This is a genomic window from Piscicoccus intestinalis NBRC 104926 (assembly GCF_001515525.1).
GTDB classification, from domain to species: Bacteria; Actinomycetota; Actinomycetes; order Actinomycetales; family Dermatophilaceae; genus Kineosphaera; species Kineosphaera intestinalis.
This window is the reverse complement of the sequence record NZ_BCNQ01000054.1, coordinates 1-12361: the sequence shown is the minus strand read 5'-3', so window position 1 is coordinate 12361 and position 12361 is coordinate 1. Positions and strand designations below refer to the sequence as shown.

At 71.4% G+C, this 12361-nt stretch carries 13 protein-coding genes; 7 read left to right on the top strand and 6 right to left on the bottom strand.

Features of this window, described 5'->3' with window-relative positions:
- Positions 1–30: 30 nt before the first annotated feature.
- From PINTE_RS10245 to PINTE_RS10225, 5 genes are all read left to right on the top strand, one after another.
- The gene (locus tag PINTE_RS10245) at positions 31–312 is read left to right on the top strand and encodes an antitoxin (RefSeq protein ID WP_157087169.1); all 282 of its coding nucleotides are present in this window, start codon (positions 31–33) and stop codon (positions 310–312) included.
- On the top strand, positions 309–752 hold the full coding sequence (locus tag PINTE_RS10240) for a TA system VapC family ribonuclease toxin (RefSeq protein WP_084343453.1): 444 nt from the start codon (positions 309–311) through the stop codon (positions 750–752). The genes PINTE_RS10245 and PINTE_RS10240 overlap by 4 nt, the downstream gene beginning before the upstream one ends.
- Positions 753–880: 128 nt before the next feature.
- The gene (locus tag PINTE_RS10235) at positions 881–2389 is read left to right on the top strand and encodes an aldehyde dehydrogenase family protein (RefSeq protein WP_068429716.1); all 1509 of its coding nucleotides are present in this window, start codon (positions 881–883) and stop codon (positions 2387–2389) included.
- A 112-nt stretch (positions 2390–2501) separates the two neighbouring features.
- Positions 2502–3503, top strand: a complete 1002-nt coding sequence (locus tag PINTE_RS10230) for a TIGR03557 family F420-dependent LLM class oxidoreductase (protein WP_068429713.1) — start codon at positions 2502–2504, stop codon at positions 3501–3503.
- Positions 3504–3540: 37 nt separating this feature from the next.
- Positions 3541–3825, top strand: a complete 285-nt coding sequence (locus PINTE_RS10225) for a DUF7218 family protein (RefSeq protein WP_068429710.1) — start codon at positions 3541–3543, stop codon at positions 3823–3825.
- Between the two features lie 183 nt (positions 3826–4008).
- Here PINTE_RS10225 and PINTE_RS10220 read toward each other — a convergent pair whose 3' ends face one another.
- A complete protein-coding gene (locus PINTE_RS10220; RefSeq protein ID WP_068429704.1) occupies positions 4009–4989 on the bottom strand; it encodes an L-lactate dehydrogenase in 981 nt (326 codons plus the stop codon).
- 207 nt (positions 4990–5196) lie between these two features.
- On the opposite strand from PINTE_RS10220, the gene PINTE_RS10215 reads away from it, so the two are divergent.
- Positions 5197–6369: an alanine/glycine:cation symporter family protein gene (locus tag PINTE_RS10215; protein WP_217996561.1), complete on the top strand. Its 1173-nt coding sequence runs from the start codon at positions 5197–5199 to the stop codon at positions 6367–6369.
- 54 nt (positions 6370–6423) lie between these two features.
- Here the strand turns inward: PINTE_RS10215 and PINTE_RS10210 are convergent, their stop codons facing one another.
- Together PINTE_RS10210 and PINTE_RS10205 are read right to left on the bottom strand one after the other, a co-directional pair.
- Complete coding sequence (locus tag PINTE_RS10210; protein WP_068429694.1) at positions 6424–7425, bottom strand: sugar phosphate isomerase/epimerase family protein; 1002 nt, start codon at positions 7423–7425, stop codon at positions 6424–6426.
- 26 nt (positions 7426–7451) lie between these two features.
- On the bottom strand, positions 7452–8627 hold the full coding sequence (locus PINTE_RS10205) for a Gfo/Idh/MocA family protein (protein WP_084343452.1): 1176 nt from the start codon (positions 8625–8627) through the stop codon (positions 7452–7454).
- A gap of 130 nt (positions 8628–8757) precedes the next feature.
- Between PINTE_RS10205 and PINTE_RS10200 the strand changes: the two genes are divergently transcribed.
- The gene (locus PINTE_RS10200; protein WP_068429685.1) at positions 8758–9762 is read left to right on the top strand and encodes a LacI family DNA-binding transcriptional regulator; all 1005 of its coding nucleotides are present in this window, start codon (positions 8758–8760) and stop codon (positions 9760–9762) included.
- A 101-nt stretch (positions 9763–9863) separates the two neighbouring features.
- On the opposite strand, the gene PINTE_RS10195 is transcribed toward PINTE_RS10200, so the two are convergent.
- The 3 genes from PINTE_RS10195 to PINTE_RS23895 form a co-directional block, all read right to left on the bottom strand.
- A complete protein-coding gene (locus PINTE_RS10195; RefSeq protein ID WP_068429679.1) occupies positions 9864–10892 on the bottom strand; it encodes an N-acetylmuramic acid 6-phosphate etherase in 1029 nt (342 codons plus the stop codon).
- Positions 10889–12073, bottom strand: coding sequence for an anhydro-N-acetylmuramic acid kinase (locus PINTE_RS10190; protein WP_068429676.1), 1185 nt, complete (start codon positions 12071–12073; stop codon positions 10889–10891). The genes PINTE_RS10195 and PINTE_RS10190 overlap by 4 nt, the downstream gene beginning before the upstream one ends.
- A gap of 6 nt (positions 12074–12079) precedes the next feature.
- On the bottom strand, positions 12080–12361 hold a 282-nt coding region (locus PINTE_RS23895; protein ID WP_068429673.1), incomplete at its 5' end, for a hypothetical protein.

Sequence of the window (12361 nt, the reverse complement as noted above, 5' to 3'; positions counted from 1 at the left end):
GTCGACCGTAAAGCTGGGGAATATGGGCACATGAAGACGACCCTGGAACTACCCGACGACGTGATGCGCGCGATTCGACTCCGCGCGGCTCGGGAGGACCGGACGCTGAAAGACGTGATCGCGGAACTCCTGCGCGTCGGTCTCGCGACATCGACGCAACCGGCTCGCCGCAGCCGTTCGGAGTTTCCCGTCATCGAGGGCCGTCGACCGGAGGGATTGCCTGATGACGTGCTGGGTCCGGAGGCGGTCGCTCGTTTGCTGGCTGATGCAGATGTTGCTGCGTTGGCGCCGGTGACCTCAGCGGACGAATGATGTTCCTGTGTGACACGAACGTATGGCTGGCGCTGCTCTTGCAGGGTCATGACCACCATCGGGCGAGTAGGGCCTGGTTCGACTCGACGCCTCAGCCCGCGGAGGCCGTGCTGTGTCGGCCAGTGCTGATCTCCCTGGCGCGGCTTCTCACGACGGCTGCCGTCATGAGTGCCGTGAGTCGAGAGGCGCTGACGAATCGCGAGGCCTGGGACATCCTCGACGATGTGATCGCCGATGAGCGCGTCCGAGTCGATGCCGACGAGCCCCCGGGGATCGAGCGGGCCTGGCGCCGCGGTTCTGCCAGAGGCACCGCATCCCCGAAGCTGTGGAGGGACAGCTACTTGGCGGCGTGGGCGTCCTGTGCCGGATGGACGCTGGTCAGCACCGACCATGCCTTCACCCAATTCCCGGACGTCTCCGTCGTCGTGATCGCGCGGTAGGCTGGCACCGGCCGTAGCCCGCGTCATCGGAGGCGGGCGCGCGCGCCCGTTGCAGTGCGCGCGCCCGCGGCGTGTAGGTTGCGGAGGAGTCCCAGCTGATCGATCACCAGCCCGCCGGAGGTTGACCCATGGCCCCCAAGCCCACGACGCCCGCGCACTTCATCGACGGCGAATGGGTGGCGCCGCTCGAGGGCGGCACCCGCGAGATCCGCTGCCCCGCCGACGGATCGCTCGTCGCGACGGTCGCCGAGGGCAGCGCCGCCGACTCCGAGGCGGCGATCGCGGCCGCGCGCCGGGCCTTCGACTCCGGCGTGTGGAGTTCCACCCCGGCCGTCGAGCGCGGCGCCCTGCTGCTCGCGCTGGCCGACCGGCTGGAGGCCGAGAAGGAGGAGGTCGCTCGGCTCGAGGCCCTCGACACCGGCAAGCGCATGGTCGAGGCCCGCATCGACATGGACGACATCATCGGCGTCTTCCGGCACTTCGGAAAGCTCGCCGACGCCGACGCCGGGCGTGTGGTCGACGCCGGCATGCCCAGCGTCGCCAGCCGCGTCGTGTACGAGCCGGTCGGGGTGTGCTCGCTCATCTCGCCGTGGAACTACCCGCTGCTGCAGACGAGTTGGAAGGTGGCTCCGGCGATCGCGGCGGGGTGCGCGTTCATCGTCAAGCCGAGCGAGCTGACTCCGTCGACGTCGATGTGGCTCGTCGCGACCCTCGACGACCTCGGCCTGCCCAAGGGCGTCGGCAACCTCATCCTCGGCGCGGGCGCCGCGGTCGGCGACCCGCTGACCAGCGACCCGCGCGTCGACATGGTCTCGTTCACCGGCGGGCTCGTCACCGGCAAGCGGATCATGGCCTCGGCGGCCGAGACCGTGAAGAAGATCGCCCTCGAGCTCGGCGGTAAGAACCCCAACGTCGTGTTCGCCGACGCCGACCTGCCCGCGGCGATCGACAACGCGCTGACCGCAATCTTCCTCGACTCCGGCCAGGTGTGCTCCGCGGGCTCGCGGCTCATCGTCGAGGCCTCGATTCACGACGAGGTCGTCGACGAGCTCGTGCGCCGCGCCGAGAAGATCCGCCTCGGCGGCCCGTTCGACGAGCGCGCGGAGACCGGCCCGCTCATCAGCGCCGCGCACCGCGAGAAGGTCGAGGCGTACGTCGCCGCCGGGATCGCCGAGGGGGCCGTGCTGCGCACCGGCGGCACGCGCCCGGAGGCCGAGCAGTACCAGGCCGGCTTCTACTACCTGCCGACGATCCTCGACGAATGCCGCTCGGGCATGAGCTGCGTGCGCGACGAGTCGTTCGGCCCCGTGCTCACCGTCGAGACCTTCGAGGGCGACGACCCCGACTCCGTCGAGGACGCTGCGGTCGCGATCGCGAATGACACCCACTACGGGCTGGCCGGCGCTGTCTGGAGCCAGAACGCCGGCCGCGCCGAGCGCGTCGCCCGCCGCCTGCGGCACGGCACGATCTGGATCAACGACTACCACCCGTACGTGCCGCAGGCCGAGTGGGGCGGCTTCGGCCAGTCCGGCATCGGCCGCGAACTCGGCGTCGCCGGCCTTGAGGAGTACCGCGAGGCCAAGCACATCTGGCACAACACCCGGTCCGCCCCGGCCGGGTGGTTCGACGCCGACTGACGACGCCGTCATCGGCGGGGCCGGCTCGGATGCGGCCCGGGGCCACCGAGGCGCCCCCGGAATTCACTCGCTGGTGAGGTTTCTCGCGTGCGTGCCTGGGCATCATCCCGGCATGACGCGATTCGGCTTCACGCTCATGACCGAGCAGTCCGGCCCGAAGGAGCTCGTGCGCTACGCCGTCGCCGCCGAGGAGGCGGGCTTCGACCTCGAGGTGATGAGCGACCACTATTTCCCGTGGCTGTCGTCGATGGGCCACGCCCCGTACGCGTGGTCGGTGCTCGGCGCCGTCGCGCACGCCACCTCGCGCGTCGACCTCATGACCTACGTGACGTGCCCGATCATCCGCTACCACCCCGCGGTCGTGGCGCAGAAGGCCGCGACCGTGCAGCTGCTCGCCGACGGCCGGTTCACTCTCGGGCTGGGCTCCGGGGAGAACCTCAACGAGCACGTCGTCGGGGCCGGCTGGCCGCCCATCGATCAGCGCATGGACATGCTCACCGAGGCCATCGAGATCATCCGGGCCCTGCACACCGGCTCCCTGGTGACCTTCGACGGCGACCACTACCGCGTCGACTCGGCCCGCATCTGGGACTGCCCGGAGCAGGGCGTGCCGATCGGCGTCGCCGTCAGTGGCGACAAGTCGATCGAGCGGTACGCGCCGCTGGCCGACCACCTCATCGCCACCGAGCCGTCGGCCGACTTCATCCCCGGCTGGAACGCGGTCGAGGGCGCCCCGCGCGTCGGCGCCGGAGGCTCCGCGCGGGCGATCGGACAGATCCCGATCAGCTGGGACCCGGTCAGCGAGGACGCGGCCCGCGACCGTGCCCACGAGCAGTTCCGCTGGTTCGCCGGCGGCTGGAGCGTCAACGCCGACCTGCCGACGACCGCGGGCTTCGCAGGCGCCACCCAGTTCGTGCGGCCCGAGGACGTCGCCGCCGCCATCCCGTGCGGACCCGATCTCGACGTGATCGTCGAGGCGATGAGCGCGTATTGGCAGGCCGGGTTCACCGACGTCGCGCTCGTGCAGATCGGCGACGACACGATGGACGCGTTCCTGGACCAGGCGGCGCGGCCGCTGCTGGAGAAACTGCGCGCCGCCGCCCCGGATGCGTGAGCACGACACCGTCCGCCCACCCGTTCGAGGAGAAGACATGGCAGCCAAGGAGCAACCGCGCGAAGACCCGGGCCCGTCGGTCAAGGACGACGAGCTGTACGAGGCCCTGCGCCGGGAGGGCAACAGCAAGGAGAAGTCGGCGCGGATCGCCAACGCCGCCGCCAACTCCTCGCGTTTCGCGGTCGGCCGCAAAGGCGGCGACGCGCAGGACTACGCCGAGCGCACGAAAGACGAACTGCTGCAACGCGCCCGCGAGGTCGGCATCGAGGGCCGCTCGACGATGACCAAGGACGAACTCATCGAGGCCCTGCGCGACCACTGAGCCCGGCCGTCGGGCGGTCCTACCGGGCGCGAACGCGGCTCGGCGTCGCTGCGGCGGGGCCGAGACGAAGTTGACTTACATACTCGAGACACGCCCGCGGCCGCGACCCGCTGACCCGCGGCGACGCGGCGGCCGACCCGGCTGGGAGCCGAGTATGTATGCCAACTTCGTCTCTGCGTCGACCTAGGCCGTTCCGGCGGGGGTGTCGCGGCCCTCGTGGGCGGCGAACGCCGGGTCCTGCACCGAGCGCAGGCTGGCGACGGAGGCGTCGAAGCGCTGCTGCTCGGTCTCGTCGAGGTCCAGTTCGATGACCTCGCGGATCCCGCGGCGGCCGAGGGAGGCGGGCACGCCGATGTGAATGTCGTCGTGGCCGTACTGCCCGGTGAGCAGGGCCGAGACCGGCAGCGTGATCTTCTGGTTCGACAGCACGGCCCGCGTGATGCGCGCCAGCGTCAGTCCCACGCCGTAGCTCGTCGAGCCCTTGGCGTCGATGATCTCGTAGGCCGCGTCGCGGCAGCGCTCGAAGATCACCTCGAGGTCCTCGCGCATCTCCGGGTGGTCGTTGACGCGCCGGTTCAGCGAGCGCCCGGCGATCGACGCCGAACTCCACACGGGCAGTTCGGAATCGCCGTGCTCGCCGATGATCATGGCATGCACGTTGGTGGTCGCGACCTCGAAGTACTGCCCGAGGTGGAAGCGGAGTCGGGCCGTGTCGAGCGCGGTGCCGGACCCGATGATCTGCTCAGCAGGCAGCCCGGAGAAGCGATACGTGGCGTGCGTGAGGATGTCCACCGGGTTGGTGGCGACGAGGAAGATGCCGTCGAATTCGGCCTCCATGCAGCGGCCGACGATGTCGGCGAAGATCTTCAGGTTCGTCGACAGCAGCTGCAGTCGGGTCTGCCCGGGCTTCTGCGCGACGCCGGCGCAGATGACGACCATCGCTGCGTCACGGCACTCGTCGTAGTCGCCGAAGCGCACCGTCACCGGGTTGGGCGCCCACGCCTCGCCGTGGTTGATGTCGAGCACGTCGGCGCGGGACTTGATCTCGTCGAGGTCGATGAGCACGAGTTCGTCGCAGATACCCTGGTTGACGACCGCGTAGGCGTAGGCCATGCCGACCGCCCCGGTGCCGATGAGCACGACTTTGTTCTCGACGTACCGCATGTGCTGCCCCTTCGTGTCTTTGACGACCGGTGTGTGGCTTCGCACCGGTGTCTGCGAAAATGCCCGCCCGGTAACCCTTGTCCGGTCCGTGTTCCGGTCGCTACGTTCGCTCGCACGCGTTCCCGATTCAACGTCGAGTCGGGCGTTCGCGAATCCGGGCGCTGGGCGGCCGGTCGACCGGTTCGAGGGATTCCGATGGGTGTGGACGTGGAAGCTACGTTAGTCAAGCTCGCCGACTGGGCGTGGCAGCCGGTCATCTGGGTTGCCCTGCCGCTGGGACTGTATCTGTCGATCCGCACCCGCTTCGTGCAGTTGCGGCGGTTTCGCGACATGCTGCGCCAGCTCGTGCGCGCCGAGCAGTCCGACGAAGGGCTGACGCCGTTCCAGGCCCTGGCCCTGACGGTCGGCAACCGCGTCGGTGTCGGCAACGTCGCCGGCGTGGCGACCGCGATCTTCGCCGGCGGCCCCGGCGCGCTCTTCTGGATGGGCCTCATGGCGTTCCTCGGCGCCGCGACCGCCTTCACGGAGTCGGTGCTCGCGCAGATCTACAAGTCCGACACCGGAGGCGAGCTGCGCGGCGGCGTGCCGTACTACCTGGAGAAGGCCTTCCAGAAGCGCTGGCTCGGCGTGCTCGCCGCCACGGTCGCGCTCGTGCTCTACACCCTGCTGGCCCCCGGCATCCAGGCCAACAGCATCGCGGTGAGCGTCGAGTACGCCTTCGGCGTCGACACGTGGATCACCGGGGTCGTGGTCACCGCGCTGCTCGGCTACATCATCTGGGGCGGGCGCAAGCGGATCATCCAGTTCGTCAACATCGCCGTGCCGATCATGGCCGTCGGCTACCTGCTCGGCACGATCGCCGTGCTGGTCGTCAACTACCAGCACATTCCTGGGGCGATCGTCGTCATCTTCGCCAGCGCGTTCGGCGCCGACTCGATGTTCGGCGGCATCATCGGCGCGGCCGTCGCGTGGGGCGTGCGGCGGGCCCTGTTCTCCAACGTCGCCGGAGTCGGTGAGGGCACCTACGCCGCCGGCGCCGCCGAGGTCTCGCACCCTGCCAAACAGGGACTCGTGCAGGCGTTTACTTCCTCGCGCTCGTCATCCTGTCGCCGATCGCCCTGCGCACCCTCAGGGACTACGACGAGCAGGACAAGGCCGGCCTCGACCCGCAGTTCGACCCCGCCAAGCTCGGCATCAAGCACGCCGACTACTGGGAGACGTACGTCGAGCAGCGGCGCTCGGGACCGGTGCGTGAGCGCTGAGGCGGGCGGCCGCGCGGGTAGTGGCTGGTGGGACAGGTCGCAGCCGGCGTCGACCGCACCGAGCCCCCCTTCGCACGGGAGCCTGTGTCGTCGGGCCGGACCACCCGGCTCCGGCTGAACCAACTCCGCGGAGCCGGTTCGGCGGCAGCCGGGTGGTCTCGTCCCGGCCGGGTCAGGCGCCGAGCTTCGCGTCGGCCTCCAGGAGGACCTTGGCGGCGGCCTCGAGACCCTCGATGCGCCCGAGTTCGGTGTCTTCGTGCTCGATGTTGACGAGCATGTCGGGGTCGACGTCGTGCAGGGCGCGTAGCCACTGCGCCCAGTAGTCGGCGTCGTGGCCCTTGCCGAGGGCGACGAAGTCCCAGGCGGCGGGCTTGGGCCACTCGTTGGCCCATTCGTCGCCGCCGAGGTTGGTGCGGTTCTCGCTGGGGTCGAGGCGGCGGAATCGGTTGTCGAGCACGCCGTACAGCTGTGCCGTCTCCGGGTTGACGCGCACGTCCTTGGCGGCGGCGTGGAAGATCAGTTCGCCGAGTTCGCGCACGACGGCGATCGGGTCCATCTGCTGCCAGAACAGGTGCGAGGCGTCCATCTCGACGCCGATGTGCGTCGCGCCGGTGAGCTCGACGAGCTTGCGGATGTCGAAGGTGTTGAAGATGAGGTTCTGCGGGTGCAGCTCCAGGGCGACCTTGACGTCGTTCTCCTTGGCCAGCGCGTCGATCTCCCGCCAGAACGGCACCGCGACGTCGTACTGGTAGTCGAGCACGTCGAGGGCGCCGGAGTTCCAGGCGTTGACGATCCAGTTCGGGTGGCGGGTGCCGGGTTCGCCGCCGGGCAGGCCGGACATCGTGACGACCCGGTGCTGGCCGAGGCGCTGCGCGAGCTTGATGGAGCGGCGGATGTCGTCGGCGTGCTTGTCGCCGATCTCGCGGTTGGGGTGCAGCGGGTTGCCGTTGCAGTTCAGTCCGGCGATCTGCACGCCGGTGCCCTCGAACTGGCCGAGGAAGTCGTCACGCGCGGTGTCGGAGGTGAGGATCTCGTCGATGTTCGGCACGTGCACCGGAGGCAGGAACCCGCCGGTGTTGATCTCGATGCCGGTCAGGCCGAGGCCGGCGATGACCGTCAGCGCATCGGGCAGGGGGCGGTCGTGCAGGATCGCGTTGTAGACGCCGAGCTTCATTGCTGTTCCTTCGTGTTCGCGGGTGGTCAGACGGTGACGCGGGCGCCGTTGTTCTGGGCGCTTGACACAACGGCGGCGAGAGTGGCCATGTTGTGCACGCCCTCGTCGAGGGAGGCGCACACCGGCAGCGGATCGCTCACGCCGGCCACCTCGTCGAGAAACGCGCGGCACTGGTACTCGAAGAGGTTGTTCTGCCCGAAGCCGACGCCGGAGACGTCCATCGGCATGCCGCCGGGCACGTACGGGTGGTCGCCGCCGAGCAGCACGCGCCGGAATCCGTTGGTGCCGGGACGGTCGTCGTGCAGCATGAGCCGCATCTCGCTGGGGGTGCGCTGGTCCCAGATCGCGGCGCCGTTCTCGGCGTACACCTCGACGATGAGGGTGTTCGGGTGGCCGGCGGCGACCCGGCTCACCTCGAGGGCGCCGGCGGTGCCGGGGGCAAATTCGACGGTGAAGCCTGCGTAGTCGTCGTTCTCCACCGGCGCCGTCTCGTCGCTGAGGGCGGCGAGCCCGTGGCCGACGACCGCGCCCGCGGGCAGGTAGCGCTCGCCGATGACGGTGCGCAGCACACCACCGGAGACGGCGGTGATGTCGCCGCCGAGGAACTCGGCGACGTACGCGAGGTGGCTGCCGACGTCGGCGAGGGCGCCGGACCCCTCGGGGCCCTGGTAGCGCCAGCTCATCGGCGACTTGGGGTTGCAGCCGTAGTCGGTCCAGTAGCGGCCGGAGACGTGCAGCGGGGTGCCGAGCGTGCCGTCGGCGATGAGGTCGCGGATCGCGGCCACGCCGGGGGCGCGGCGGTAGACGAAGCCGAGGCGGGCGATGCTGTCTGCGTCGTTCGCGGCCTGCGCCATGGCCCGGGCGTTGTCGAGGGTGTCGCTCAGCGGCTTCTCGCACAGCACGTGCTTGCCGGCGGCCAGGGCGGCCTCGAGGATCGGACGGTGCAGGCTGTTGGCGACGACGATGCTGATGACGTCGACGTCGTCGGCCTGCACGACCGCCTCCCAGTTCGTGTCGTGGCGCTCGTAGCCGTAGCGCGCGGCGGTCGCCTGCGCGAGCGGCTCGTTGAGGTCGGCGATGCTCACATACCTCAGCGGCGGGAGCTTGGTGTCGTAGAGCGTGGGGGCCACCCGGTACCCGGCGGCGTGGGACTTGCCGGCCATGCCGGCTCCGATGACGGCGATGCCGAGGGCGTCTGACATGTCGTGCTTCCTGTCGGCGTTGACTGTTGGAGCGCTCCAAATTGGAACGCTCCAAACTCTACGGCTAGCCTGGTGGCGCGTCAACCGGCCGTCCGTTGGCGCCACGTCGTTGCGAGAAGGAGGCATCGCCATGGCCACGACCGCGTCGGCGGAGCGCGTGACGATCTACGACGTCGCGCGCCGCGCGGGGGTCTCCAAGTCGCTGGTCTCCCTCGTGTTGCGCGGATCACCGCAGGTCAGCCCGGCTCGACGGGAGGCGGTGCAGCGGGCGATCGACGAGCTCGGCTACCGGCCGAGCCGGGCCGCGGCGGCGCTGGCGGGGCAGCGCACGAACACGATCGGGGTGGTCATCGACGACTTCGCGAACCTGTGGTTCGTCGAGCTGCTCGCGGGGCTGCGCGAGGGGCTCGCCGGCACGCCGTTCCACGTCGGCGTCGCCGACGCGGCGTTGAACGCGCACCTGAGCGAGAGCCCGGTGCACGGCTACCTCGCCGCGCGGGTCGACGGGCTCGTCATCGCGGCCGAGCCGCAGGAGACCGATGCCGCCGGAGTCGGGGTGCCGACCGTGCTCGTCGGCAACCGTCGCCGCGGGGTGGCCGGCGCCGACCGGGTGGCGGCCGACGAGGCGGCCGGGGCGCGGATCGCGGTCGAGCATCTCGTGGGTCTGGGGCACCGGCGCATCGCGTTTCTCACCGGGGCGTCCGGGCCCGCGGTGGAGCGGGCGCAGGGCTACGCGGCGGCGATGAGCGCGGCGGGGCTGGCGCCGCTGCAGACCGCCCCGACGCAGACCGACGAGAGCGGTGGCCATGCCGCGATGCGTGGACTACTCGCCGAACACCCCGACGTGACAGCGGTGTTCGCGGCCAACGACCTCATGGCCCTGGGCGCCTGGCAGGTGCTGCGCTCGACCGGCCGCGCGGTGCCGGGTGACGTCTCGCTCGTCGGCTTCGACGACATCCCGACCGCGCGGACCGGGCTCATCAGCCTGACGACCGTCGACCCGCGCAGCGCCGACCTCGGCCGCGCCGCCGCGACAGCGCTGTTGGCCCGCATCGACGCCCCCGGCGCCGACCCGATCGAGGTGCGCGTAGAGCCGCGCCTGATCCTCCGCTCCACGACCGCCTCCCCCCACTGACCGCCCCCCACACCCGGCCGAAGGCTGCCCTTTCAGCCGAGGGCTCCGGCTACAGACCTAGCCCTCGACCGAAAGGGCAGCCTTCGGCCGAGTGGGAGGGGCTACGAGGTGGTGAGGGCGGCGACGGCGGAGCGTAGGCCGGAGGGGTCGCCGGGGCGCGTGGGGTCGGGTGGGTAGGCGCGCAAAGCCCGGCGGACCGGCTCCGAACCCGCCGACTCTGCGGGGAGCCCGGCCAGCAGGGCGACCAACGCGGTGCGCACGTCACCCGCGGCGCTGAGGGCGGTCTCGCACTCGGGCGCGGGGCGGCCGCTGGCCTGTCGCAGCATGCGCACCGAGCGGCGACGCAGCTTGGCGTTCGTCGGCACCATGTCGACCATGAGGTTTCCGTAGGTGTGCCCGAGCCGCACCATCGCCGCGGTCGAGATCGCGTTGAGCACCATCTTCTGCGCGGTCGCGGCCTTCATGCGGGTGGAGCCGGTGACGACCTCGGGCCCGGTGTCCGGCAACACCGCGACATCGGCGAGCGTCGCGAGCGGAGCGACCGGATTGGCCGAGACCAGCACCGCCCGCAGCCCCCGCTCGCGGGCCGCCGTCAGCGCGCCGCGCACGTAGGGGGTGCGACCGCTGGCGGCGATGCCGATGACGACGTCGTGCTCGCCCGCGTCGTCGAGGAGCCGGGCACCCGCCTCCGCGTCGTCCTCGGCCCCCTCGACCGCCCGCAACATGGCCGGCGGTCCGCCCGCCAGGTGCGCCTGCACCGCCTCGTCACCGACTCCGTAGGTCGGCAGCAGTTCGACCGCATCGAGCACGCCCATCCGGCCCGAGGTGCCGGAGCCGACGTAGTGCACGACGCCGCCGGCGGCGATCGCCTCGATGACCAGGTCGGCCGCGGCCGCCACGTCGTCGGCGACCGCACGCACGGCCGCAGCCACCGCGGCGTCGGCGTCGAGGATGATCTCGACGACCCCGGTGGTGCCCAGGGCGTCGAGGTCGTCGGAGTGGCCGAGGGTGCGCTCCGTCGTCCAGTCGTCCTCGCAGTGCCCGCCCGCCGGCGAGTCCCGCGGCGAGTCCCGCGGCGAGTCCGGCGCCGAGGACCGCGGCGAGTGCGGTGCCCGTGGGGCCGGGGTCACAAGCGCCCCCCGCCGGTTTCGGATCGGGCGCCGGCGCCGGCTCCCGCCGCCTCGACGACGAGCCGGGTCGGCGCGGGAGCGAGGTCGGCCACGGCGCGCGGTGGGGTGAGTGAGCCCAGCACCGCGGCGCGGGCGGCTCCGGTGACCGGACCCGCCGGCCCGCGTGCGACTCCGGGTAGCCCGTGCCACGACAGCCAGCCGATCAACGCCATGAGATACGCCTCCTTCGCCGCGGCCGGTAGGCCGAGACAGTCGCTCGGTTGCAGTCCGGTCAGACGTGACAACCGTTGAATAAGTAGTGGATTCGCAACACCACCGCCAGAGACGACGAGCCTACGGGGGCGATGTCTGCGCACGACGTCCGCGATCGTTCGGGCGCTGAGCTCCACCAGGGTGGTGAACAGATCGGGACCCGTCGGGGTGGCGGCACCGAGCATCTGACGCACGTAACCGGCGTGGAAATGCTCTCGTCCCGTGCTCTTCGGAAGCGGCCGGGCGAAGTACGGATCGGCGAGCAGGGCGCCCAGCGCGGCCTCGTCGACGCGCCCCGCGGCGGCCAGCGCGCCGTCCACGTCGCAGCGCAGGCCGAGGTCGGCCGCCGCCGCGTCGAGGAGGCAGTTCGCCGGCCCGGTGTCACCGGTCACCGGTCCGTCGTCGGTGCCCACGATCGTCACGTTCGCGATCCCGCCGAGATTGACCGCGGCGGTGGGCACGTCGCCCAGCCACAGCGCATCCAGGGTGCTTGCGAGCGGCGCACCCTGCCCGCCGGCCGCGATATCGGCCGCGCGCAGATCGGCGAGCACCGGCAGGCCGGTGTGCGCGTGCACTCGCGCCGGGTCGCCGAGTTGCAGCGTGCCGACGACCCGGCCGCGCTCGACGAGATGATGCAGCGTCTGGCCGTGGCTGACGACGAGGTCCGCCGGCCCGAGTTCCGTCAGCGCGCGGGCCGCCGCCGCACCGAACGCCTCCCCGGTCTCGGCGTGCAGCCGGACCCACTCCGCGGGTCCGGGACTCGCGGGAGGCAGCGCGGCGAGCAGTCGCTCGCGCACGGCCGCCGGCCACGGCAGCTCGAGGTACCCGAGGGTGGTCAGCGTCAATGTGTCATCGACCTGATACATATCGGCGAGGGCGACGTCGATCGCGTCCACCGACGTGCCCGAGATCATCCCGAGGATCCTCATCCGGGCTCACCCGCCGGAGCCGGAGGTGCCGGAAGATCCGGCGCTAGCGTCGGCGAGACGACCGGTTCGGCGCTCGCCGGTGCGACGCCGAGCCCCGAGGCCGACGCGGACTCCGACGCCGAAGACGCCGAGGCCGACGCCGATGGCGGGGCCGCCGCGGACGCCGACGCCGAGTGCGAGGCCGCCGCCGACGAGGCCGACTCCGACGCCGACACCGCCGACGCAGCTGACGTCGACGGGATGGTGGGCGCCGTGGCGCCGGGCGCGTGGCCCGCCTCCCGCTGCCCC

Bases quoted from the DNA above. Each gene is read 5' to 3' on its own strand.
- PINTE_RS10200 (WP_068429685.1), top strand. From the start codon at position 8,758: ATGGCCACGACCGCGTCGGCGGAGCGCGTGACGATCTACGACGTCGCG.
- PINTE_RS10230 (WP_068429713.1), top strand. From the start codon at position 2,502: ATGACGCGATTCGGCTTCACGCTCATGACCGAGCAGTCCGGCCCGAAG.
- PINTE_RS10240 (WP_084343453.1), top strand. From the start codon at position 309: ATGATGTTCCTGTGTGACACGAACGTATGGCTGGCGCTGCTCTTGCAG.
- PINTE_RS10225 (WP_068429710.1), top strand. From the start codon at position 3,541: ATGGCAGCCAAGGAGCAACCGCGCGAAGACCCGGGCCCGTCGGTCAAG.
- PINTE_RS10210 (WP_068429694.1), bottom strand. From the start codon at position 7,425: ATGAAGCTCGGCGTCTACAACGCGATCCTGCACGACCGCCCCCTGCCC.
- PINTE_RS10245 (WP_157087169.1), top strand. From the start codon at position 31: ATGAAGACGACCCTGGAACTACCCGACGACGTGATGCGCGCGATTCGA.
- PINTE_RS10190 (WP_068429676.1), bottom strand. From the start codon at position 12,073: ATGAGGATCCTCGGGATGATCTCGGGCACGTCGGTGGACGCGATCGAC.
- PINTE_RS10235 (WP_068429716.1), top strand. From the start codon at position 881: ATGGCCCCCAAGCCCACGACGCCCGCGCACTTCATCGACGGCGAATGG.
- PINTE_RS10220 (WP_068429704.1), bottom strand. From the start codon at position 4,989: ATGCGGTACGTCGAGAACAAAGTCGTGCTCATCGGCACCGGGGCGGTC.
- PINTE_RS10205 (WP_084343452.1), bottom strand. From the start codon at position 8,627: ATGTCAGACGCCCTCGGCATCGCCGTCATCGGAGCCGGCATGGCCGGC.